Here is a 23,802-nt window from a genome sequence, read left to right on the forward strand (position 1 = left end):
TTCCCCCTTACGCTGCAGAGATCAGAGATCCTTGCCGGATCGCGGCGTCGGCGCGCTGCACGTGCTGAATCTCCCCGCGTTTCACCTTGTCCAGATAGGATTTGAACCATGCGATCGCCGACTTCTGAATGAACTCATGGGCGTATTGATCGACCGGCTCGATCCCCGCCTTGATCAGATTGCTTTTCGGGCAGCCGCCGATCCTGGAGACGAAGACCGCATGGCAGTCATGGATGCTACGCATGATGGCGGAAAGCCTGTCCTCCTCGCCATAACCGCCCTGGCAGTAAACGTCCATGCGGCGGTGGCCGACGAATTTGGCGCCGGATGTAGAAAGTTCGTAGACCTGGAATTCCTTTGCATGCCCAAAGTGCTCGTTGATCAACCCCGAGCCCTTGGTTGCGATGGCCACTAGAAGAGTGATCGCGCTCATCTCTCCGGCAAATTCCGCAAGCTCCTTTTGGGCGGCCACGACTTTGGCGGCACGCTCATGCTCTACCCTGCCCTGATATGCCTTGCGCATCTCTAGGTCATATTCGACGTCCATTTTCATGACCTGATCGGTGGTGAACTCTGCCCTGCGGTCCTCCCCGAGTAGACCGACCGCATCGGCGCGGCACTGGCGACAATGCCGCATCATTTTTATCTCCCCTTCACAAGCATCTTGTAGCGCCTTCAATTCTTGCGCCGTCGGTCCGCGCTGACCGTTGAGGCCAAATACCGTGCCGTGCTCGGGCGCGGAGATCAGCGGCATGATATTGTGAAGGAAGGCACCGCGCGACTTCACCGCCTTGTTGACCTCGACCAGGTGGTCGTCGTTGATGTTTGGGATCATCACCGAGTTGACCTTGCACAGGATACCCTGTTCGCTAAGCATCTCGAGACCTTGCAGCTGGCGATCGGCGAGTATCCTTGCCGCGTCAATGCCGGTGTAGCGCTTGTGGTTGAAGAAGATCCACGGATAGATCTTGGCGCCGATTTCGGGGTTCACCATGTTGATGGTGATGGTGACGTGGTCGATTTTGGATCTGACGATAGTGTCAATATAGTCAGGCAGAGCCAGCCCGTTGGTCGACAGACACAGCTTGATGTCGGGCGCTGCGTTAGCGATCAGTTCGAATGTCTTGAACGTCTTTTCTGGATTGGCCAGGGGATCGCCGGGACCAGCGATGCCAAGCACCGTCATCTGCGGAATGGTGGTCGCGACCGCGAGCACTTTTGTGACCGCCTGCTCAGGGGTGAGCTTCTCGCTCACCACCCCCGGACGCGATTCGTTGGCGCAGTCGTATTTTCGGTTGCAGTAATTGCACTGGATGTTGCAGGCAGGCGCGACCGCGACATGCATGCGGGCGTAATGATGATGTGCTTCTTCACTGTAGCAGGGATGGTTCTTCACCTTTTCCCAGATTTCGGCTGGCAGATCGCCATGGCCCGCCCCTGACCCGCAGCCCGCTTGGCCCGCCTTGGCCACAGTGCGACAGCCTCTATGCTCGGCCGCAGGCCGCATTGTCGTGCCGTCATCCAGCGCAACTTTGGCGTATTTTCCGCGCTCCATGACCGCGTTCATTCTGGTTCTTCCCTGCAGGCATCATCGGCTTCCCAGGACCATCCGTGAGCGAGCCTCGATAAGAGCAATAGCAACTCACATGCCATGGCAGAGACAATTGGATTGCAGGCCTATGTCAAAGGGTTAGCGAGACGCATCGGTGCGGACGCATGTAAGAACGGCAATGATGCGCTTGTTAAAAATGCGACAGGTACGTCGTCTTCCTCACCCAGAGCTCCGTGGCAGGGCTAATTTTCGGCTAAAGCTAGCGCAGAACCCGGTTCCATCTGAGCGGGCTTTTCCCCCGTTGCGCCCTTTCACTACAGGCCGATACCACCTCGGCTATCCTGCTTCAGACGCCGCTAATGGGTGAGCAATATCTCAACCGCGGAAGGGAGCCCAATCGCAAGCGGTGTCAGACCTTGCTCGAGTAGAATGCGGAGCTCGTTGCGCGACAGCACGTCCGGGTCGACGATCGCATAATGAGTGGCGCCCGAGCGCTTGATGATCTGCCGCGCACAGCTACGCAACAGCTGGTCGTTGAAGCGACAGCCGATGAAGCGAAAAGTCTGCCCGGTTCGCCTTTCCTTGATGATGTCTGGAATTGGCGTCTGAACGTCGATTTCGGTCAACGCCTCGACATAGTCGGCGTCGGAGACAAGGAAGTTGTTGGCCGGCTGCACGCTGCCATGCGGCTTGTACAGCACCGTCGCCCAGCTGCCGGCCACGGCACCGTCGACCTCTTGGCCAACGGAATCGTAAAATCGATACCAGCGATTCTCGCCAATGCCGACGCGGGTGGTACCCTGCACTTCGCCCCATCCATCGCGCTTACCCAGCGCCGCGCGCAAGGCGGCATCTATTAGGCGTCGACTATGACGGGCAGCGACGGGGACACAAGATGATGGTGCAACCGCGTCGGCTCAACTGGCCGAGCGAAGGCCTGCGTCATCAATGCCGTCACGGCGGACTGCTGTTTGCTGATCTCGATATGCTGCGCCGACGCCCAAGCATTCCCCTTGCCCGCCGCGGCAGCGCAACCTTGCTGGCGAAGAAGCCGGCCAACGCCTCTGGTGTGGTCGGCACATCGGATCTGCACAATTCGGCGAGACCAGGACTGAGATAGGGAACAATGCTCCCGGCCCTCAGGCCGGCAGCGATGTCCACGAGAGTGGCCTTTGCATCGGCCGCATCGACAAAGTCGATCTGCCGGGGCGCCTTCACGGATCGTCCCCGTTCTCGCCGCGTTTCTTTGCGTTGATTGTGATCGGTAACCGTGTGTCGCTCGCCATCTCGGGCAAATCGAGCACCCAGCCATTAGCTACTTTGATCCAGCCGCCCCATAGGGTCTCGTACTCGGATTCCACGATTGGCTCTTCGAGATCCTTTTTTGGCACATAGATCGATAGGCCTGCGTCCGGAGACCGGCGGATCATGATTTTCACGAGGTCACTCCCTGACGGTGACGCGGGAGGTGGCGCGCAGGCGAGCCACGATGTCGGACACTGCGCACACGACCTCATCGACCTCCGCGAAGGAGGTTTCACGCGACAGAGAAAAGCGCACCGCGCCGCGCATCCGCCACGCCGGCACGTGCATGGCACGCAGAACATGCGATGGCTGCATTGAGCCGGCGTTGCAGGCTGATCCGAGCGACACAGCGATGCCCGCACGATTGAGATGGTGAGCGATGGCTTCGCCTTCGAGATGATCGAAGGCAATATTGGCCGTGTTCGCTAAGCGATTGCTGATATCGCCGAGCGCAACGCACTCGCCATTGTGCAAAATTCCCTGCTCAAGGCGGTCGCGCAACGCGCCAATGCGAACGCGCTCCGGTTCGAGCCGCCCCGCCGCAAGCTCGGCAGCCTTTCCCAGGCCGACAATGCCGGGAATATTCGCAGTCCCGCCGCGGCGCCCTCGTTCCTGTGACCACCCGCCGCAGATCAGCGGCCGGAATTTTGTCCCTTTGCGCAAATATAGCGCGCCGATCCCCTTGGGGCCGTGCAGTTTGTGCGCGGATAGCGACAGCATGTCGATCGCACTGTCCTTTAGGTTCACGCGCTCCTTACCGATGGCCTGGACCGCATCGGTGTGAAACAGCGCGCCCGCCTCACGGGTCAACCCGGCCAGAAACTCCACAGGAAACATCGTTCCGGTCTCGTTGTTGGCCCACATAACGGAGGCAATCGCTGTGCGTGACCCGAGCGCGCAGCGAAACGCCTCGACGTCGAGCCGGCCGCGGGCATCTACGGGTACGATGTGCGTCTTGACTCCTCTTGTCGCCAATTGCTCGGTTAGCGCAAGAACGGAGGAGTGCTCAACGGAGGTGGTGACAATCTCGTCGCGGTCTTCCTGCGTTGCAAGCGCAGAGAGGATCGCGGCATTATTGGCCTCGGTCCCTCCCGAGGTGAAAACGATTTCATGGTCGTATGCGTTCCCTAGCAGGCCCCGCAAGCTACGCCGGGCCTGCCTCAGAGCGACTGCGACCTCGTCGCCAAAGACATGCGTCGACGAGGCATTGCCGAATTGCTCGGTGAAGAACGGCAACATGGCTTGCACGACGGATGGATCGGTCCGGGTCGTTGCATTGTTATCGAGGTAAATCGGCACTCGATTCTCGCTCAATCCATTGCCCTGCCTGCAGCAGCAACGGGCAGGCGGACCAATTCGCCGAGTTTATCGACGAGCCGCGCCTGAATGCCTTCCAGCCTCACCCGCGAAAGCCTACACAGCGTGCAGCCACCGGTCAGCCTGACCATGATCCTGCTGCCATCGATACCTATCAGCTGACGGTCGCCATGAACGCGTTGCAGATTGGGTCGGACCTCTTCGAGCGCGCCGCGAATGCGACGATCTCGGTCTGTCGTAGTGGACGACGATTGCCTCAGTTGTTCTGGTTCGGCCGGCATGCTTCGATCCTCTTCATCAGCTGAACGATTTCTTCTTCAGCCGAACGATTTTCCGCAGGAGCAGTTCGTGGTGGCGTTCGGGTTATGAAAGGTAAAGCCAGAGCTCTCCAGTGCCATCACGAAATCAATGGTCGTGCCGACCAGATGCTCACGGCTCTTGTTATCGACGAACACCTTCAGCCCGTCGCATTCGATCACGGTATCGTCAGCCTTCGATTCCTCGGCCACACTCATCTTGTATTTGAATCCATTGCAGCCGCCTGCTTCGATCATAACGCGCAGACCGCCAGTCGGGTGCGTTGACGATGAAATCGCGCTCTTGATTGCATTCACTGCGCGATCCGTCAGGTTGATCACGGCTTACCCCTCATTAGCTTGGATGTAGCTGCCAAGGGCAAGTCACGTGCCAGCGTGCAAATGCTTGATGAATGCTCACTTTTTCGGATCGCGCCTGTTGGCTTTGGAACCGGTGTCGGGTTCCTGACAAGGCTACTTGAGGCGGTCGCAGCCCAATGACGCGTTTTCTTTCTAGGCTACGCCGAAGGCCGCTACGCATGCGACGGCAAGCAATTTGCATCACATCTGGCACCGGACAAAGCGTCGGTAAAGAGCTTAGATCGAGGACGAATTTAATGACTGCAATCGAGAACACCGCACTCGGCAGACTTGAGAAGGAGGGCCGCCTGCTCAATGCCGTACTCAAAGCCGGGACCACCAAGCCGGGCCGGTTCGGCTTTCGCGGCGACGTCGCACTAAAATTCCAGACTCAAGTCGCGGACGAGAAACGGCCGCCGGACTATTCGATCGAGCAGGTTTTGACGATCGCGCAGGACGGAGAACGCACTATTCCGGTGCTGGCCGGCTACCTGCATTCTTTCGCGTATCTTGCTGACGTCGCCACCGTCCTTGACGGTGCCTTAAGCCCAGACGGCAGCTACTTCATGTTCTGCAACAACATAGATTTGCTGGCGAAATACCGAATCAAGCTCGGTGATATTAACTTCCACGTCTTGCCGTGCGATGAATCCACAGTTTGGAAGGAGATGATGGACTTGGTCGGGATTAATAAGGATGACATCAAGAAGCTGGATGCGGGCGGCAAGCTCGATTACCTGCTCGATGCGGCAAAGAAACTCGATCTGGTCTACGACGAGATCTCCTACGAGGACGGCCTGAAGAGGATGGATCCGGTGAGAAACCGTAACGAGAACCGGCCAGTCTAAGCGCGGTTCATTCTTTCTGGGCCGCATCATCTTCAACAAGGCGCGCGCCGACGACACAGATATCTCCATCCAAAACTGTCAACGCGATCGGCGTGAGCGCTCTACCCTTACACGGACCTTCGACGCACCGCCCAGTGCCGAGTTCGAAGGTAGAGCCGTGTTTGCCGCACATCAGTCGGATGCCGTATGGATCGAGGAATTGGTTCCGCTCCCAGTCCAAATTGACGCTGTTGTGCGGGCATTTATTGACATAGCCAAGCACCTTTTTGCCCCAGCGCACCACAATGATGGACCACGGGCGGCGATTGCCGTCATCATCGACGACCATGAGATGGAATCCCACGGCCTGGCGGCTCGCAATGTCGTTAAAGCCGCAAACCGCATAGATCGCATCTGGCTGCATTCATCGCTCGTACATTGCAAGACGTTCTTCATTGTCGCCGTGCAATCAACCGTGCAAGAACCGTACAAGTGCCGGAACGGCTCGTGTTTCCGGCAATACAACGCAAGCTTCACTGTTGCAGCACACCTCATTGGCGGGGGTGCACAGTTAGACCAATTCGCACGAGCATTGAGCCTTGCTGCCCTTTCGATGCTTGGCTGTGCAGCTATAGCTTTCGCGCTCCAGCCTTTCTGAACCATTTTCCGGAGGGCTAAACTGGGTGGCTGGTCTTTGCTGCTCGCTCATCGCACGCTGCGGAAGGCCCGGTACATGCCCTGCGATGGGCGTATCCCATCGCGACATCGCAGGTGCCTTCGCCGAAAGTTGAGCGATCGCTTTCAGTAAGCGAGGGGGCGCACGCGGCAAGCGTGCGCCCCTTTTGGCGAAGACCTTTACGCCCGCGTGGAACGGCGAAATGTCCGTTATTTCTGGCCCGCTGCTTCTGTTACAGCCACCCTAGTCCATGCGCAGCCCCTTACGCAGTTCGCGCTCCAAGTAATATGAAGCGTTATCGTCTGAGGAATCCGTCTCGAACGTTCCCTCGGGATCACTGCCCTCACTATCGATACCGCTGCCCTCAGCTTTCGAAAGATACTTCGTAGGCTTGCCGACCCGCTGCCACTCGTTGTTCTCGTTCTTCTCCCACACTTCGGGGTGCTGGTTAGGATCAAGCACCCAGTGGTTACGACCCATGTGAACAAAACCCATTTCCGCTAGACGGGGCTCTACCTCTTCTACGGCAGGACGTGACAAGACCAACGGATGATCGCGGTCCTGTCGCAGCTGATGTTCCAGCAAGATATCGCCCGCGTTCTCGACCAGCGGATGAGTAACCCGAAGATCTACCACGGACGTGATATCGTTGCGCCCAAACTGTTCCTTGAAACGGCCGCTGTCGTCTTTAATCCGCGCGGGACCTCCGACTCGTAAAAGCCCGACAGTTTCGTCGCCCAACTTATACCCGTAAAATTTCGCCGGCTTATCTGGATCATCGTAGGTGTGGGCGTAACTTCCAGCAACCGTTGCCGCGCGCCCAGCTTTCTCGGACACGAAATCCGAGTACTCTTCTGGGTGCTCGGCAATGTGCCTGATGTCATCGGCCAAGAATCTCTTTACTTCTTTCATGAAGCCATCTCGGGTCTTGATCTCTTTAATGGGCGGTTCGGAGACCAGAGAGTATCGCGCTGTCGTTTCAGATGACGAACCACCGGGCTCCATACCTGCAATTGTTTCCGCAAAGCGGGGGCTATCTCCCGCTTCTCCCCATTCATCAGCTTGGCTAGCGCTTGTGGACTGGCTGGATGAGCCAACGATTCTGTTGTACATCAGATCGCTCTCCTATCGGCAAAATTGCACGCGATCGAGCTCGTGCCGCGCAAGCTCGCGGCGAGAATATACAACCTAGCTGACCACAACCTGACCGTAGCATCCGCCGGCACTCCGACGCGACGGCTGCAATCCGCACGCGAGTCACACATAGCCGCTGGTCACCAATCGTGGGCTGACGGCGGGTGATCACGTGCTTGATCCACCGAGAATGTGACGTCGAACGGCGCAGATCTACACCACGGCCCTCTCCTCGGACTGCCGCCGCCATTGAGCCACCCTACTAGACCAGCACATTGACCAATGCAGCCGTCTATCGAGGATCGGCGGCTTGCGAGGAGAATTGCCGCTCGGTGCTTTTCGAGCGCGTCGTCCACGAACTCGCGTACGCTATGGCACTGGCAGCGCCATCCAGTCCCCATCGGAGAATTGCGGAGGACACAGGTGCCCCATCAAATGCGCTTCAACGCGATCGGCAGTCATCGGGCGGACAATTGTCCACGCCCGCCGCACCGCGGCGGCCTTACGCGATCCCACGACCGTGAACGCTCCAGGAAAGATGGCCACCATTGGCTCCGCAGGCATCGGGAACCAGCAATCCGCAGTCTATGACGACTACGAAGGCAACTCGATCACTCGCCCGGCGTGACGGCGAGGACGCCTTGGCGAGAACGTGCACCCGGCGATAGGGGAGCGATTCGCAATCGGGGCGCCACTCAGTCGGTATCGCTTGCCCAGCGACTAATCAGCCTATGCGGCTATGCGCGAGTATCCTCGCTAGTTCTGTCTTGCTGTTCCGTGAAAGATCGGGGCCATTCGACCCCGCCGGGCGAGCTTCCGTTGGGGGTTTGCCTGATCACCATCTGGTCCCTCGATATTCCGCCTGCTGCTGGCCGCAACAAAGAGAGAGAGAGAGAGAGAGAGAGAGAGAGAGAGAGGGGGGGGGGGGGGGGGGGGGGGGGGGGGGGGGGGGGGGGGGGGGGGGGGACAGTCCGCCGGGCAAACCCTGGCGCACGCACCGCAGCCGATGCAGGCGCCCTGATCGTTCAGAACCATGATCTTCTTTTCGATCTCGTCGTCCTCGTCATTGTCGAGGTCGACAAGTTCGCCTTCCTCGTTGATTCCTTTCAAAGTCATGACATCTCGACCGCACACCTTGAAACAGCGGCCGCAGCCGATGCACTTCTTGCTATTGATCGAGATCAGATATTCTGGCGTCCATTCGCGTCCATCGCGCGTTGTAAATGACATGGCTCGGGCCTCCTTTAGGTATTTTCCATCGCCTCCAGATCACGGCTCTTGCGCTCGAGTTCGGCATAGGCATTGTGCGCCTTCCGCGCCACCGCCATGATCGAGGTCCAGTTGATGGGTAATTCTTCCGAAAGGTCGTGCAGATCCATCTTGGCCTGTATCGCCTTGACGGACAGTTTCTTTAGTTCTGCCTTCAGTGTTTCACGATCGCTCATGAGTATCCCCAATAGTTCGCCACGTCCGGAAATTTCCGAATCAGCTCGATACCGTCGCTGACATATTTGTCGCCCTCCTGCGCGAGCTTTACCAAATTATCGAATCCAAAGCGATGCACATCGCGCAGCTGCTTGTTCACGGCGATCAGCCGGCCTGAGATGAGCACCATGCGGCCGAAGCCTTCATGATGCAGATCCAGAATCGGTTGGGTCATCGCGCCGGTCTCCCTCTCGATCGAGAGCGCGACCGCATCGAAGAACAGCTTGAGCCGCCACAGCGTATCGGGATCAGGATCACCGATGATCGGCAATGCGCGCCGCTTCTTCTTATCCAGGATATAGGGTTCGAGCAGGTCAAGATCGCTCTTCGCCTCCCAGGCTCCGTTGGTGTCCTGAGCACGCCAAACCTTGATCAACTCCATGAGGAACGGCGCGTCGACGGCGCTGCCCTGCTGCTCTATTTTCGCGGTCATATCACCTCATTCGTCGAACTCGAACGTTCGCCGTCGGTCCTTTGCCATGGCCTTGCGTAGCCAGGGAGGTGGCGTGCCCTTCAGTACGCGCTCGAGTTTTTCGAGCAACACCAGAATGCTTTCTGGCTTGTTCACCTTAATAGGATGGATCTTGTTGGCCACCACTCGGGCAGCCCCGGCACCGCCAATGGCGGCGACGTAAAGAATTGCGCAATCCTTGATCGCCTCGATCTTCGGCGCCAACTTGTCGTCGTTGCCGTCCTCCTTCAGATCGCCCTCAAACTCAATCGCCTTGAGAAACACGTGCCCGCCAGGCGTGACATCGTAGATTGCGATATTCTTTGCCCAACCAAAATGGGCATCGACGCGTCTCAGGTCTTGAGTGGCAAACGCGACCTTCATGCACTCGACCTCTCAGCTGCGCCGGTGGAGCTGCGATACCCCCAGCATCGTGGTGATCCGGTCGCAGTCCGCCATTTATCGGGCGTAGGCCGATCGTTCTCCTCGCGGTGCGCGATCACGAGATTGGCGAGATCGAAGATCAAATTGCGGGTACCACGATAGCCCACGGATAGTTGGTGCCCCGCGCCAAGTCGATCGAACATCGGAAAACCCGTACGATAGAACGGCACTTTCAGCCGAGCCGCCGCTTGCCTGCCATGCGAATGCGTGATCAGCAGGTCGCAATGGTTTGTTTTAGCAAGCCATTCCAGATCCTCGAGATCGCCAATGAGTACCTCCTTGGTCTTGATCCGCTCGATCACCTCCGACTGAGTGCTCGTCACGGCCGCGGTCACCTGCGCGCCCATGTCGTGCAGCATGCCGGATAGATCGAACAGGAGGTCTGGCTCAGCTCCGATTGCAACTTTGCGACCGCCAATATGGAAGTGCGCGTCCAGCATTGCATCGGCGAGCTGACCGCGCTGGCGTCGATATTTCAAGGGTATGGGGCGGCCGCTGATCTCGCTCAAGAACGTCATGAATTCGTCGTTCGGACAGAGACCACACAGCCGCTCGAAGACACGAAAAGGCACGCCGGTCTTGACTTGCATGACCTCTGCCGCTCGCTGCATCTGCGCGCCGATTGCAATCGTCCACCCGGCTCGGCCCATGCTCGCAATTTCGTCGACGCCGATGCCGCCGATGGTCGTTGGCGTAAACTCATCGGGGATATGCCCATCGAGCGATCCCGCCAGGTCAGGGAGGAAGGACGGGCACAACCCGAAATCCTCGAGTATGACACGGAGTTCATCAAGGTCGCCGGGCGTGAGGTGACATCCCGGCAGAACATTCACCTTCGATGGGTCCCGCAGGCCATTGGCATTGGGCCCTTCCACCAGGACCTCTACAATGCGCGCCACAGCCTTCTCCCAGCCGTCCTGGAACGCGCCCTTGAAATCAGGCGTCGAGACATACACCAGTGGCAACTTTGCGAGCTGCGGATGCTTGCTCCGGATTAGCTTGAGGTAGGCATCCACATCGTCGCCATTGGTCTCGGTGACACCGGTCGAGCAGATTCCGATGATCTTTGGCTTGGTACGGTTGTAGATGTTCAGTATCGCCTGCTCGAGATTCTCATAGCCGCCGAGTACGGTCGCGACCTCGCTCATCGCGGTGGTCTGCAGCGGTACTGCCTCTTTGAAATGCCGGACAAAGAGCGTGAGCCCGAAGGATGTGCACCCCTGGGAGCCGTGCAGAAGCGGCATCGCCCCGCGCAGCCCCATGAAGGCGAATGCGCCGCCGATCGGCTGACTCATCTTCAGCGGGTTGACAGCGCAGGCTTTCGTCGGCGCCGTGACGATGGCCATGACGCCTCCCTATTCTGCGGCCTGTCGCATGGCAGATGGCTCGGACATCAAGATACGTTCGATGCGTCTTTGGCAGCAGCCACCGACCGCGTTGGTATGCTCTCTGACCGCTGCGACGCTCCTCAGGCCGTGCGCGTAGATTGCATCCTCAATCGTGCCAAGATCGACCGTGTTACACACGCAGATCTTCCTCGCGCGGCGCGCGGTTTCGGCGAGCGCCGGATCGCAGGCGATCGCGGCTACCGGCGATTGCATCTGCTCCATCGCCTTGGCCAATGCCTCCCATGGCGCCGGTCGATGTAGCTGCTCCCACATCGGACTGGAGAGCGACTTATCGATCTCCTCCACCAGCTTGACCATTCCGACATAGCCCATATAGGCATGGCAACGCTCCTGGTTGATATCGAGCCAGGGCATCGCCGCTTTCAGCGCGACGAACTGCGACTTGCCGCCCGATAGCATGATGTCCGCTTTTGCGTCCTTCAACATCTTGTACATTTCGCGCGGCGTCATGTCCTCGATCATGTGGGCATCCTGCCCCATGAGCTCCTTGATGCGCTCCTTGTCTTTCCTGGTTGATTTCTTCACACTGGTTCCGACTACCTCAAGCCCGGCTTCCTGGAGTGCCGCAACGACCGACCATGACTTGACGCCGCCGGTAATCAACAAGGCCTTTTTGCCTTCGAATCGTGGCTTGTACGGCTCGATCGCAGCCCAGGCCCGCGCTTCCTCGCGCGCGATCACCGCTTCGGTGCGCCCGAGCAGATCTGTCGGCGCGCCGCGTTCAACCAATAAGCGGGCAAGCTGCCGCAGCGATTCGCTCGAGTCTTGAATACCGTAGAACGACCCCTCGAAGAATGGGATCCCGTAGCGTTGCCCCATCTTGCGTGCGACGTTGATCATGGACTTTGAGCACACCAACATCGCCGCCCGCGCGCGATGAGATGAGGCGACTTCGCGATATTTGCCATCGCCGGAGATGCACGAGAGAATCCGTACTCCAAGCTCGTCCAGCAATGGCTTCACTTGCCAGAGCTCTCCGGAAAGGTTGTATTCCCCGATCAGGTTGATATCGTACGGCGTGGTGTAGTCCGGTTCTTGCGTCCCGATCACATAGTCGAGCAAGGCCTCGCCGGCGAGCTTGTTACCGAGGTTCTTCGAGCCGACGAAGCCAGGGGAATTGATTGGGATCACCGGCTTTGCGAACCTATGAGATGCTGCCTTACAAACTGCGTTGATGTCGTCGCCGATCATCGCCGGGATGCAGGTTTGATAGACGAAGATGGCGGGCGGGTCGCACTTGTCGATGATCTCCTTGATCGCTTTGCAGAGCCGCTTCTCGCCTCCGAATACAATATCGGTTTCGCTCAAATCGGTTGTGAATGCGGTGCGCCACAGATTCGAGCCGGACGACGCCGCGCCGCGATTGTCCCAGGAATTACCTTCGCAGGCGATCGGACCATGCACTAAGTGAGCGACGTCGGTGAACGGCTGCAGCGCAACCTTGGCGCCATCGAAAGCACAGCCGCCGGCAGCGCTACCCGGCTGCAGCTGTTTGGTGCAGCCCTTCTTGCGTTCAGCCTCCGACTTACTGCTGTTCTTGGCGCAGCCCGGCTCGTCGAAAATATTCTGGACCGTGGCCGCAAGTGAACTCATCCCTTTTTTCCTCTCAGCGCAAACTAATTGCATGGTCAACCGTCGTGTGCTTGTGCCATCGTCGAGTGCTTGGGCGATGGCACGCGCCACGGTCGCTCATCAACGAATGATGTCGAAGCTGTAGTCAGTTTTGCCAAGAACGTTTGTCTTCTTGTCGATCTCGTCGAAGATCTTGTCCAGCATCTTCACCAGCACATTCAGGCCCCCCTGATAGCCCCATAGCGGGGAGCGGTGATGGTGATGCCGATCAAAAACCGGAAAGCCGATGCGGATCAGTGGCGTTCCAGTATCACGCTCCAGATACTTGCCATAGGTGTTGCCAATCAGAAAATCGACCGGCTCGGTGAACAGGAGTGAGCGCATGTGCCAGAGGTCTCGGCCTGGATAGGCTTGGCAGCCCTGCCCAAATGGCGAGCTTGCAAGCAGTGCCTGCATTTTTTCGTGCCACGCCTTGTTGCCGTTGGTGGACAGCACATGGGTCGGTTCGGCGCCGAGTTCGAGCAGAAACGCAGCCAAACCATAGCAAAGATCCGGATCGCCATAGATCGCGAACTTCTTGCCATGGATATGCGCGCTGGAGTCAGCGATGGCGTCGACCAGACGGCCACGTTCTCGCGCGAGTTGCTCGGGAATCTCCTTGCCGCTGATGCGTGACAGCGCGATGATAAAGTCATCCGTTGCGGATAAGCCCACCGGGTAGTTGAAGGATACGACGTCCTGGCCATGCTCAGCCACGAATGGCAGCGTTTTTTCGGTGCACCACTGCTGCATGGAGATTGTCGCCTTGGCGTGAACCGCGTTGGCGGCATCTTCCAGCGTCGTGCCACCGTCATACATCCGGAATTCGCCGTCTGTCGGAGTATCGAAGACTTCAGAATTATCGGCGAGAATCGTGTGCTGGATACCCATCAACGCCAAGATGCGCTTGATCTCGCGAAGGTTTCCGACGGTATAGCCATCGAACCCACCAATGATGTTGATCGCCCCGTTCGGCTTGCGCTCCAGCTTCGGCGCTGTTCCGGCCTTGCCGTCCCAAAAATGCTCCAGAATGCCCTTGAGTGCATTGTCATAACCGGTGACGTGGCTACCGACGAACGCCGGCGTGTGCGCGAACGGCACGTCGAAGTCCGCCGGAACCGAGCCTTTTTCTTTCGACGTCTTGATGAAAGCGTTGAGGTCATCGCCGATCACCTCGGCCATGCAGGTCGTGGAGACCGCAATCATCTTGGGTTTGTACATGTTGTAGCTGTTCGCGAGCCCGTCGATCATGTTGTTCAGGCCGCCGAATACGGCAGCGTCTTCCGTCATCGACGAAGAAACGCAGGAAGAAGGTTCCTTGAAGTGCCGCGACAGATGACTGCGGTAATAGGCCACGCAGCCTTGCGAGCCGTGGACGAAGGGTAGCGTGCGCTCAAAGCCAACGGACGCGAATACGGCGCCAAGCGGTTGGCAGGCCTTGGCCGGATTTACCGCTAGCGCCTCCCGCGCAAAGTTCTTTTCGCGATATTCGGCCGTTTTCGTCCATTCCTTGATACGTTCGACCTCGGCGGGATCGCGCGGATTCTCGAAACTCTTCTTCTTGGCCAGCATCTGCTGGTATTCTGGACCGCGGAACAGTTCGAGATGATCGAGCACGTGTTCGGCACTCTGCGCCATTGTTGAAGTCCTTCACTATCGAGATTGGTATCGCCCCGGCTTTCCCAGTGAGCGAGACGAGTTGCTTTATTCTGCAGCCAGGAGCTTGGCCCTCGAAGCTTCCTTCCAGGGGGCCTTCGTTTTCTTCCAGACCGGCGAGTTGATCGCCATGTCCATGTCGCGCGCGAAGATCGCAAAGCCGTCATAGCCGTGATATGGGCCCGAATAGTCCCAGGAGTGCATCTGCCGGAACGGCACACCCATCTTTTGGAAAACGTATTTTTCCTTGATGCCCGAGCCGACGAGGTCAGGCTGGAGCTTTTCGACGAAGCGCTCGAACTCATAGCCATTGACGTCATCGTAGATGAGCGTGCTGTCCTTTACGTAATGCTGAGCTGTGCGCTGATAGTCGTCGTTGTGACCGAACTCGTATCCGGTGCCAATGACTTCCATCCCGAGGTCCTCGTATGCGCCAATCACATGACGCGGACGTAGCCCGCCGACGTACAGCATCACCGTCTTGCCCTCCAGGCGCGGGCGATATTTTGCGATCACGGCGTTCACCAGCGGCTGGTACTTTTCAATCACCCGCTCGGCGCCTTCCTTAATCTTGTCGTCGAAATAGCCCGCAATCTTGCGCAGCGACTCTGCGATCTTTGAAGGTCCGAAGAAGTTGTACTCGCACCAAGGAATACCGAACTTCTCTTCCATGTGACGTGAGATGTAGTTCATGGAACGGTAGCAATGCAGAATGTTGAGCTTTGCCTTCGGCGTTGCCTCGAGCTCAGCCAGTGAACCGTCGCCGGACCACTGCGCGATCACTCGCAGGCCCATCTCCTCCAGCAGAATTCGGGATGACCAGGCGTCGCCGCCGATATTGTAGTCTCCGATGATCGCAACATCGTACGGCGTCGGCTCGAACTTTGGTTTGCCGTCGGACTCGAGCTGGTCGAAAATCCAATCGCGCACCGCGTCGTTGGCAATGTGGTGGCCAAGTGACTGCGACACGCCCCGAAAGCCCTCACAACGGACCGGCACGATGGTCTTTCCGCCATATTCCTTGGATTTCGCTCTCGACACGGCCTCGATGTCGTCACCGATCAGTCCGATCGGGCATTCCGATTGTATGGTGATGCCGTTGTTAAGTGGAAACAGCTCCTGGATTTCGTCAAGAATTTTGACCAGCTTTTTGTCGCCGCCGAATACGATATCCTTTTCCTGGAAGTCGGAGGTGAACTGCAAGGTCACGAAGCTATCGATGCCCGTCGTGCCAACGTAATAGTTGCGTCGCGAGCCCCACGAATACTGACCGCAGCCGACCGGGCCATGGCTGATATGGACCATGTCCTTGATCGGTCCCCAGACCACCCCCTTTGACCCTGCATAGGCGCAGCCCCTGATCGTCATCACGCCAGGTATGGATTTGACGTTGGACTTCACCCCGCAGTCTGACTTGCCGGCTTGGTGAACGTTGAGGTGCTTGGCACGCCGTTTCGCGGTTTTCTCCGGATAGACCTTCAGCACCTCCTCGATCAGCTCTTTGTTGCGAGCCCTGATTTCTGCGATGCTCTGGGTCGTGGCGAGACTCATCTGATGTCCTTCAAAGGTTAGCTGTTGCGAGGGCGGCTTCTTGACCAAGACTTTTGCAACCAGCATGCCAGCGTCTCGTGAGCACAAAAAACAAAGCAATCAAAATCGCTTAGCGCGCCTCGTGCGGTGACGATGGGTGTTGTTGCGAACCCGACATCACGCTTTGGGCAGAGAACTCTTGGTTTGGCCCTGTTCGAAATGGAACAAGGGCTGGTTATGGGTGAAATTGCCCGCCCATTCTCGAGCGTGTCCGCGATCGCAGTACTGTGCGATCGCGTTCGCCGAAGGCGGCCGTACAGGAAGACCGGCTGCAAGGCCGGCTAGCCGACACAGGCTTGCGATATCTATGCTTGCTGAGACCTACAGGTGCTTACCTGCTGCGATGACAATGAGGTGCATGACCTCATCCTCCAGACAGCAATGCGAGCTGCCTCGCTACCTGGACGTCGTGGGCTCGCCGAATCACGAGAACAGCTGCCGCGCCTTGATAAGCGCACGCACGAGCACATCAATCTCTTCACGTGTATTGTAAAGTCCGAGGGACGCACGGCACGTCGCCAGTACGCCGAAGCGCTTGAGCAGGGGCATCGCACAGTGGGCCCCCGCCCGCATGGCTACACCGGCGCGGTCGACCACGGTGGCAATATCATGGGCATGCGCACCCTTCATATCAAAGGAAATGATCGGCCCCTTCTCGGCCGGGGTCCCGATCATGCGCACGAAGTTGATGTCCGCCAGTCTCTGCTGCGCGTAAGCGAGCAGTACGCTCTCGTGCCTGCGGATCTGCACCTTGCCTATTGAATTGATGTAATCGATAGCCGCGCCTAAACCGATGGCTTCGACGATCGGCGGCGTACCCGCTTCGAACCGGTGTGGCGGATCACCATAAATGACGCCGGAACACGAGACCTCGCGGATCATCTCCCCGCCGCCATTGAAAGGCGGCATTGAGGCCAGATGCTCAGACTTGCCGTAAAGCACACCGATCCCAGTCGGACCATAGAGTTTGTGGCCCGTCATGACGTAGAAATCGCAATCAATGTCGCAGACGTCGGCGCTCAGATGGACGCATCCTTGCGAGCCGTCGACCAGCACCGGGATACCACGAGCATGCGCGATCCTCACCACGTCTTTCACCGGCAACACCGTGCCGAGCACGTTCGACATTTGTGTGATTGCAACCAGCTTGGTGCGCGGGGTCAGCAGTCGCTCAAAATCATCGAGCAAAAAGTTTCCGTCATCATCCACTGGCGCCCATTTGATCACTGCACCGAGTCGTTCCCTGAGAAGGTGCCATGGCACAATGTTGGAGTGGTGTTCCATAATCGAGAGAACGATCTCATCACCCGGGGTAATGCGTTCACGGCCAAAAGTCTGGGCCACCAGATTGATTGCCTCCGTGGCGCTCCGGGTGAAGATGATCTCTTCGCTTAAATGCGCGTTCACAAACCGCGCCACCTTGGTACGGGCGCCTTCATACGCCTCGGTCGCCGCGTTAGCGAGGCAGTGCAAGCCGCGATGAACGTTGGCGTATTCGCTGGAGTACACCTGCATCATACGGTCAAGCACCGCGTTGGGCTTTTGCGCGGATGCAGCGTTATCGAGGTAAACAAGCGGCTTGCCGTACACCGTCATGGCGAGTGCAGGAAAGTCCGTACGCAGACGGTTGACCTCGTAACTACCATTGCTCACGGCGGGATGTGCGCTCATCGCCCCGCCTGCAGCCAGTGTTCAACTTGCGCTGTCACAAAATCGCGCAGATTCTTGGAAGTGATCTCCTCAATCGACTCGCCAAGGAACGCTTTAATCAGCAACATCTGCGCATCCTTCTCGGACAGCCCCCGAGCGCGCAGATAGAATAGGAGAGTGTCGTCCAGCGCACCCGATGTCGCTCCGTGGCCGCAGGTCACGTCATCAGCCAATATTTCAAGTTCGGGCTTATTGCCGGCCTCGGCCTGGTCCGATAGGAGCAACGCTCGCATCGTCAGGGTGGCGTCCGTCTTCCGGGCGGCGGGACGAACGACGATTCGGCCCTGAAACACCGAGCGGCCGCAATCGTCGACGACCGCGCGGAACTTCTCCCGACTGGTGCAATGTGGCACCGCGTGGTCGACCACGATCGTTGTGTCGGCGTGCAGCTTGTCCCTGATGAGATTAACCCCATTCGCCGAGAGCTTGGTTCCCTCGCCGGCCAGCGTGATGAATCCCTGATAGCGGCTGATGGAGCCGCTGCAGGTCATGCCGAAGAGGTCGAGCTCAGCCCTGGTGCCGACTGCGATGATCGCCGACGAGATGTTCACGGCGTCAGAGGCATCGGCTGCCACGCGGATATGCGAAAGGCTCGCCTCGTCACCAACCAGGGCGATTATCGCATCGTTGGTTTGATAGCCGCTCGCCCCTTCAGCCGGGACGAAACTTTCCACGATGGCCGCATGCGCTCCTTTACCGAGCTGCAGATAGGAGCGTGTAAAGGTGGACACCGACAGTCCGGTTGCGACGTGAACGATTTGAATTGGACGCTTCACCGCATTGCCATCGGCGACCGTAATCACCAGGCCATCTGTCGCCATTGCGGCATTGAGCGAGATTGCCGAATCGCTCGTCGTCGACAGCACCAGACCGGCCATGGCCTCAGTGGCCGAATTCTCCAGAACCTCTCGCAGCGACCGAACAACGACTTCATTTTCCAGCCTGCCGAGATCGGATAGCTCCGGCGCGAATATGCCATCCACTAACACCAGTTTGACCGTCTGATCGGCAGCCACTTGCTTGGCCGACACCTTTGCGCGCAACAGCGCCTCCGCATCCGGTCGCGGAGCGAGTGGCAGCACCTCGCCGATCAGGGCGCGCAGATCAGTGTATTTGCAATCCTCGATGCGCCGATGCGGGAGGCCGGCACGCTTGTAGACCTCGAATGCCCTCGCCCGGATTTGGGGGACAGTGCCTGCACCAGGCAGCCGTCCACGCGCCGCAGCGAAGACATTGCCCATTGCGCGTTCGGCGTCGGCTTTGGCCGAAACCTGCTTCATCGGGGAATCCCTAGAGCCGTCAGGCCGCGTCTTCGAATTGGGCGTAGCCACAAGCCTCAAGCTCCAGCGCGAGTTCCTTGCCGCCGCTCTTCATGACCCGCCCTTTCGACATCACGTGCACTATGTCCGGCACGATATGGTCGAGAAGCCGCCGATAGTGGGTGATCACGATCATCGCTCGTTCCGGCGAACGCAAGGCGTTGATGCCGCCGGCGACGATACGCAGCGCGTCGATATCGAGGCCAGAATCGATCTCGTCCAGGATGCACAGACTCGGCTCGAACAACGCCATTTGCAAAATTTCGTTGCGCTTCTTCTCGCCGCCGGAAAAGCCGACATTGACGCCACGTTTGATCATGTCCTTGGGAATGTTGAGCGAACCGGCCACCTCGCGGACTCTTTTCAGAAATTCGGGGGTGGAGAATTCCTGTTGGTCGCGCGCCTTGCGCTGGGCATTCAGTGCCGCCCGCAGGAAGTTCATGGTGGTCACGCCGGGGATCTCGACCGGATACTGAAATGCCAAGAACACGCCTTTGGCGGCGCGTTCATTTGGCTCCATCCGCAACAGGTGCTCGCCCCTGAACAGGATTTGTCCGCCGGTGATCTGATAGCCGGGCTTGCCGGCAATGACGTGAGAGAGCGTCGATTTGCCTGAGCCGTTCGGCCCCATGATCGCGTGCACCTCACCCGCATTGACGGTAAGATCGAGGCCGCGAATAATTTCGCGGTCTTCGACACCAGCCTGCAAATCTCGGATTTCGAGTAGCGCCATTCTGATCTGATCCCTGAAATGCGTCATCTGGCGAGCCGCATTCGAGAGGGCTCGCGGGAGGTTTGGTTATCCGACAGATCCATCGAGTGAGATCGAGATTAGCTTCTGCGCCTCCACTGCGAACTCCATCGGCAGTTTTTGCAGAACGTCCTTGACGTAGCCGCTGACGACGAGGCCCACGGCCTCTTCTTGCGACAGGCCGCGCTGGATGCAGTAGAACAGCACGTCCTCGGAGATCTTCGAGGTCGTCGCCTCATGCTCGAACGTCGCCGACGAGTTCTTCGCCTCGATATACGGCACGGTGTGCGCGCCGCACTTGTCGCCGATCAACAGGGAATCGCAGGCGGTGAAGTTGCGCGCGCCGGTTGCCTTCCGGTGCGCGGTGACGAGACCGCGATAGGTGTTCTGCGACTTGCCGGCGGCGATGCCCTTGGAGATGATCCGGCTCGACGTGTTCTTGCCGAGATGGATCATCTTGGTGCCGCTATCGACCTGCTGGAAGCCGTTCGAAATCGCGATCGAATAGAACTCGCCGCGGGAGTTGTCGCCGCGGAGAATGCAGCTCGGATATTTCCAGGTGATGGCGGAGCCGGTCTCGACCTGGGTCCAGGAGATCTTGGAGTGATTGCCGCGGCAGTCGCCACGCTTGGTGACGAAATTGTAGATGCCGCCCTTGCCTTCCGAGTTGCCGGGATACCAGTTCTGCACCGTCGAATACTTGATCTCGGCGTCATCGAGCGCAACGAGCTCGACCACGGCGGCATGAAGCTGGTTCTCCTCGCGCTGCGGTGCGGTGCAGCCTTCGAGATAGGAGACGTAGGAGCCCTTGTCGGCGATGATCAGCGTGCGCTCGAACTGGCCGGTATTGCGCTCGTTGATGCGGAAATAGGTCGACAGCTCCATCGGGCAGCGCACGCCCGGCGGCACGTAGACGAACGAGCCGTCGGAGAACACCGCCGAGTTCAGCGTCGCATAGAAATTGTCCGAGGTCGGCACCACGGAGCCGAGATACTTCTGCACCAGCTCGGGATGCTCGCGGATGGCTTCCGAGATCGGCATGAAGATCACGCCGGCCTTTTTCAGCTCGGCCTTGAAGGTGGTCGCGACCGAGACCGAGTCGAACACAGCATCGACGGCGATCTTGCGCTGCGCCGGATCCTGCTCGCCGACCTTCGGCTCGATGCCTTCGAGCATCGCGACTTCCCGCAAGGGAATGCCGAGCTTCTCGTAGGTCTTGAGAATCTCCGGATCGATCTCGTCGAGCGAGGTGACCGTCTTCTTCGGCTTTGGCGCCGCGTAATAGTAGATGTCCTGGAAGTCGATCTTGGGATATTCGACGCGCGCCCAGGTCGGCTCGGTCATGGTCAGCCAGCGGCGATAGGCCTCCAGGCGCCATTCCAGCATCCAGGCCGGCTCACTCTTCTTCGCGGAGATGAAGCGGACGGTGTCTTCCGACAGCCCCTTCGGGGCCTTGTCGGACTCGATCAGGGTTTCAAACCCATAACGATACTGGTCGACGTCGATGCGCTTCACGCGCTCGACCGTCTCTTCTACAGCTACCATTGCCCGCTCCGCTCGCGCAACGACAACTCCCGCCGCCGAGGATTGCGCCGCAGTCTCTCTGAGCAGACCGCGCAAGTCACGGCCAACTCGGGGCCAGGGAGTGAGAGAAACAGCAGACGGATGCAAAAGGCGACGGCTGTCGATAGCGTCTTCATCATGTTTTGCGCTGTAGCTCCTCTCATCGCTACTCCACCTATGCCGGCACGCAGGTATCGGGCACCGGGCAAACGACGGCGCATTGCGGCGCGTCAAAATGCCCCTCACATTGGGTACACTGGGTCGGATTGATCACATATATGTCGTTCTTCAGGCTGATCGCGGCATTGGGACATTCGAACTCACACGCACCGCAGACAGTGCACTGGGATGCGATTATCTTGTAGGCCATCACTGCGATTCCATGAGCAAAAGGTGCGAGACAGTTTCTTGCCTTCAAGTCTTGTGCCAGACAGTTTAAGCTTGATTTGTCTGGGCTATTTTCGATAGCGCAACTTGCCGCCTCGACACGGTGTCGCAAATCTTACAACGGGCATGACAGCAGCTTGATCTCGATGCCGTGGTTTACGCATGGTGGATCTCACGGCAGTCAGCCGATCAGGTGAACCGCGTTCGCCAGCCTCGGGGAACGATCTGCGATCCTTCCCGAGGCCGCCGTACCGCGGCTACGATCGAAGCGCCGCGCGACTTCACAAAGTTCTCCGCCGGTGTGTCAGGTCGACCCCGAGCCGCATCTTGTTGGTTCCACTCACCGGGACAGCGGCGGATTCGGCGACATCACCACGATGAACAACCGGCGCAGTGATCACCGGTCCGGTCCGCGTCTCCACAGCCAGTCAGAAAAGGTCGCGTCGATCGCGCCGGATAAAGTTGCTGCGGTGATCACGGGTCCCCTGGAGCCCGTGGGACGCATTCTCAATTTGCTTGGATTACCAAAACCGGCATTCATATGCGCTGTATGGGGCGAAAGCACATTGTCTCGCATCGTGCGGGCGACTGAAGCCAGGCGTTCGTCTGGTGATCCTCCGCTTCGCTCCGCGTTCCAAATAAATGCCGGCGGCGGTCAGCAGATCGATGGAGCCGAAAAAAAAGCCACCCCGAAGGGTGGCCTAAGTCACGGAGGAAACGCCCATAGGGGCCTCTGGGATCAGGCCGCAGCCTGTTCGATCGGTGAGAAGGGCAGTCCGAGGCTTTCGGCCACCGCTTTGTAAGTTAGCCGGCCCCGATGGACGTTGAGGCCTGCGCGCAAATGCGGATTTTCGAGCACGGCGGAAAAACCCTTGTTGGCCAGAGCCAAACCAAACGGCAGCGTGGCGTTATTCAGTGCCTGGCTCGAGGTCAACGGCACGGCGCCGGGCATATTGGCCACGCAATAATGAATGACGCCATCCACTTCGTAAGTTGGATCAGCGTGAGTGGTTGGGTGCGACGTCTCAAAGCAGCCGCCCTGATCGATAGCGACGTCAACGAGCACCGCCCTCTTGCGCATCGAGCTCAGCATGCTCCGGCGGACCAGCTTCGGCGCGCTCGCACCTGGAACGAGCACCGCACCAATCACCACATCCGCCGCAAATACCTCTTCCTCCACGGAGTCTATGGTCGAAAACCTGGTGCGAACGCGCCCTTCGAATAGCTCGTCCAACTCGCGGAGCCGGAGTATCGAACGGTCGATGATGGTCACCTCTGCGCCCAGACCGACCGCCATGCGTGCCGCGTGCGTACCAACGACGCCACCTCCGACCACCACGAATCGGGCCGGCTGAACACCGGGCACCCCACCGATCAACAGCCCTCGTCCGCCTGCACTCCGCTTCAGGGCGCTACCCGCCGCTTCGATCGCAAGCCTACCCGCGACCTCGCTCATCGGCGCCAGCAGTGGAAGACCACCATGCGCATCAGTTACGGTCTCATAGGCGATCGCGGTGCATCCAGATTTCAGGAGGCCCTTGGCCTGATCCGGGTCGGGGGCCAGATGCAGATAAGTGAACAGGATCTGATTTTCCCGCAGCTGACACCATTCAGACGGCTGAGGCTCCTTAACCTTTACGATCATCTCGCTCGATGCGAATACCTCAACTGCGGAAGTTAGAATCGTTGCGCCAGCATTGCGATAATCGTCATCGGTTGCGCCAATGCCAGCGCCGGCATTGGTCTCGATCATCACGCGGTGGCCCGCTGCCACGTATTCGCGGACAGCTCCCGGGGTAAGGCCCACGCGATATTCGTGCGCTTTGATTTCCTTGGGGACTCCGACCTTCATTTGAAAACTCCCTGCCTGGAGCGCCTTTCTAATCGGAAGCGAGCAGCGATATTGCGACGCAGCCGTCAAAATGGCGCAGAAATTCAACGATATTTGACAGGCTTCGC

General features: G+C 58.6%; 21 protein-coding genes and 2 pseudogenes. 1 reads left to right on the plus strand and 22 read right to left on the minus strand.

The features are described from left to right. Positions 1-7 precede the first annotated feature (7 nt). The 6 genes and pseudogenes from nifB to XH87_RS10945 form a co-directional block, all read right to left on the minus strand. Entirely contained in the window at positions 8-1,507 is a 1,500-nt protein-coding gene (gene nifB / locus XH87_RS10915) for a nitrogenase cofactor biosynthesis protein NifB (protein WP_442868258.1), read from the minus strand. Between the two features lie 401 nt (positions 1,508-1,908). Beyond that, a pseudogene (locus XH87_RS36740) lies at positions 1,909-2,770 on the minus strand (SIR2 family NAD-dependent protein deacylase). Next, a complete protein-coding gene (gene nifT, locus XH87_RS10930) occupies positions 2,767-2,991 on the minus strand; it encodes a putative nitrogen fixation protein NifT (RefSeq protein WP_018319613.1) in 225 nt (74 codons plus the stop codon). The pseudogene XH87_RS36740 and the gene nifT overlap by 4 nt, the downstream one beginning before the upstream one ends. A gap of 4 nt (positions 2,992-2,995) precedes the next feature. Then, positions 2,996-4,171 (minus strand): aminotransferase class V-fold PLP-dependent enzyme, encoded by a 1,176-nt coding sequence (locus tag XH87_RS10935; protein ID WP_271587274.1) that lies wholly within the window; start codon positions 4,169-4,171, stop codon positions 2,996-2,998. Next, positions 4,168-4,455: a NifU family protein gene (locus XH87_RS10940; RefSeq protein WP_271587275.1), complete on the minus strand. Its 288-nt coding sequence runs from the start codon at positions 4,453-4,455 to the stop codon at positions 4,168-4,170. The genes XH87_RS10935 and XH87_RS10940 overlap by 4 nt, the downstream gene beginning before the upstream one ends. 36 nt (positions 4,456-4,491) lie before the next feature. Then, entirely contained in the window at positions 4,492-4,812 is a 321-nt protein-coding gene (locus tag XH87_RS10945) for a HesB/IscA family protein (RefSeq protein WP_271587276.1), read from the minus strand. 275 nt (positions 4,813-5,087) lie between these two features. Here XH87_RS10945 and XH87_RS10950 point away from each other — a divergent pair, with 275 nt between their 5' ends. Further along, the gene (locus XH87_RS10950) at positions 5,088-5,678 is read left to right on the plus strand and encodes a hypothetical protein (protein ID WP_271587277.1); all 591 of its coding nucleotides are present in this window, start codon (positions 5,088-5,090) and stop codon (positions 5,676-5,678) included. A 7-nt stretch (positions 5,679-5,685) separates the two neighbouring features. Here XH87_RS10950 and XH87_RS10955 read toward each other — a convergent pair whose 3' ends face one another. From XH87_RS10955 to ald, 16 genes and pseudogenes are all read right to left on the minus strand, one after another. Then, entirely contained in the window at positions 5,686-6,081 is a 396-nt protein-coding gene (locus tag XH87_RS10955) for a Rieske (2Fe-2S) protein (RefSeq protein ID WP_271587278.1), read from the minus strand. Positions 6,082-6,576: 495 nt separating this feature from the next. Further along, positions 6,577-7,446 carry a host specificity protein gene (locus tag XH87_RS10960; RefSeq protein ID WP_271587279.1) on the minus strand — a complete coding sequence of 290 codons (870 nt, stop codon included), beginning with the start codon at positions 7,444-7,446 and terminating at the stop codon, positions 6,577-6,579. A gap of 972 nt (positions 7,447-8,418) precedes the next feature. Continuing rightward, positions 8,419-8,697, minus strand: a pseudogene (fdxB, locus tag XH87_RS10965) (ferredoxin III, nif-specific); the annotation flags it as partial. A 14-nt stretch (positions 8,698-8,711) separates the two neighbouring features. Next, positions 8,712-8,912, minus strand: coding sequence for a CCE_0567 family metalloprotein (locus XH87_RS10970; protein ID WP_271587280.1), 201 nt, complete (start codon positions 8,910-8,912; stop codon positions 8,712-8,714). After that, positions 8,909-9,385 carry a NifX-associated nitrogen fixation protein gene (locus XH87_RS10975; protein WP_271587281.1) on the minus strand — a complete coding sequence of 159 codons (477 nt, stop codon included), beginning with the start codon at positions 9,383-9,385 and terminating at the stop codon, positions 8,909-8,911. The genes XH87_RS10970 and XH87_RS10975 overlap by 4 nt, the downstream gene beginning before the upstream one ends. 6 nt (positions 9,386-9,391) lie before the next feature. Next, positions 9,392-9,787 (minus strand): nitrogen fixation protein NifX, encoded by a 396-nt coding sequence (gene nifX / locus XH87_RS10980; RefSeq protein WP_097669291.1) that lies wholly within the window; start codon positions 9,785-9,787, stop codon positions 9,392-9,394. Beyond that, positions 9,784-11,193 (minus strand): nitrogenase iron-molybdenum cofactor biosynthesis protein NifN, encoded by a 1,410-nt coding sequence (gene nifN, locus XH87_RS10985; protein WP_271587282.1) that lies wholly within the window; start codon positions 11,191-11,193, stop codon positions 9,784-9,786. Before nifN ends, nifX begins: the two co-directional genes overlap by 4 nt. 9 nt (positions 11,194-11,202) lie before the next feature. Further along, positions 11,203-12,849, minus strand: a complete 1,647-nt coding sequence (gene nifE / locus XH87_RS10990) for a nitrogenase iron-molybdenum cofactor biosynthesis protein NifE (RefSeq protein WP_271587283.1) — start codon at positions 12,847-12,849, stop codon at positions 11,203-11,205. A gap of 99 nt (positions 12,850-12,948) precedes the next feature. Next, on the minus strand, positions 12,949-14,505 hold the full coding sequence (gene nifK, locus XH87_RS10995) for a nitrogenase molybdenum-iron protein subunit beta (protein ID WP_271587284.1): 1,557 nt from the start codon (positions 14,503-14,505) through the stop codon (positions 12,949-12,951). A gap of 66 nt (positions 14,506-14,571) precedes the next feature. Further along, a complete protein-coding gene (gene nifD, locus XH87_RS11000; RefSeq protein WP_271587359.1) occupies positions 14,572-16,074 on the minus strand; it encodes a nitrogenase molybdenum-iron protein alpha chain in 1,503 nt (500 codons plus the stop codon). A gap of 462 nt (positions 16,075-16,536) precedes the next feature. Next, a complete protein-coding gene (locus XH87_RS11005; protein WP_271587285.1) occupies positions 16,537-17,784 on the minus strand; it encodes a cysteine desulfurase in 1,248 nt (415 codons plus the stop codon). Beyond that, positions 17,781-19,103, minus strand: a complete 1,323-nt coding sequence (sufD, locus tag XH87_RS11010) for a Fe-S cluster assembly protein SufD (RefSeq protein WP_271587286.1) — start codon at positions 19,101-19,103, stop codon at positions 17,781-17,783. Before sufD ends, XH87_RS11005 begins: the two co-directional genes overlap by 4 nt. A gap of 19 nt (positions 19,104-19,122) precedes the next feature. Next, positions 19,123-19,875 carry a Fe-S cluster assembly ATPase SufC gene (gene sufC, locus XH87_RS11015; protein ID WP_271587287.1) on the minus strand — a complete coding sequence of 251 codons (753 nt, stop codon included), beginning with the start codon at positions 19,873-19,875 and terminating at the stop codon, positions 19,123-19,125. Positions 19,876-19,941: 66 nt separating this feature from the next. Beyond that, positions 19,942-21,438, minus strand: coding sequence for a Fe-S cluster assembly protein SufB (gene sufB / locus XH87_RS11020; protein ID WP_271587288.1), 1,497 nt, complete (start codon positions 21,436-21,438; stop codon positions 19,942-19,944). A 193-nt stretch (positions 21,439-21,631) separates the two neighbouring features. After that, positions 21,632-21,826 (minus strand): 4Fe-4S binding protein, encoded by a 195-nt coding sequence (locus tag XH87_RS11025; RefSeq protein ID WP_035730311.1) that lies wholly within the window; start codon positions 21,824-21,826, stop codon positions 21,632-21,634. A gap of 756 nt (positions 21,827-22,582) precedes the next feature. After that, positions 22,583-23,695, minus strand: coding sequence for an alanine dehydrogenase (gene ald / locus XH87_RS11030; protein ID WP_271587289.1), 1,113 nt, complete (start codon positions 23,693-23,695; stop codon positions 22,583-22,585). Positions 23,696-23,802 lie beyond the last annotated feature (107 nt).

The sequence above is a fragment of the Bradyrhizobium sp. CCBAU 53415 genome, assembly GCF_028128735.1.
In the GTDB taxonomy this organism is placed as follows: domain Bacteria; phylum Pseudomonadota; class Alphaproteobacteria; order Rhizobiales; family Xanthobacteraceae; genus Bradyrhizobium.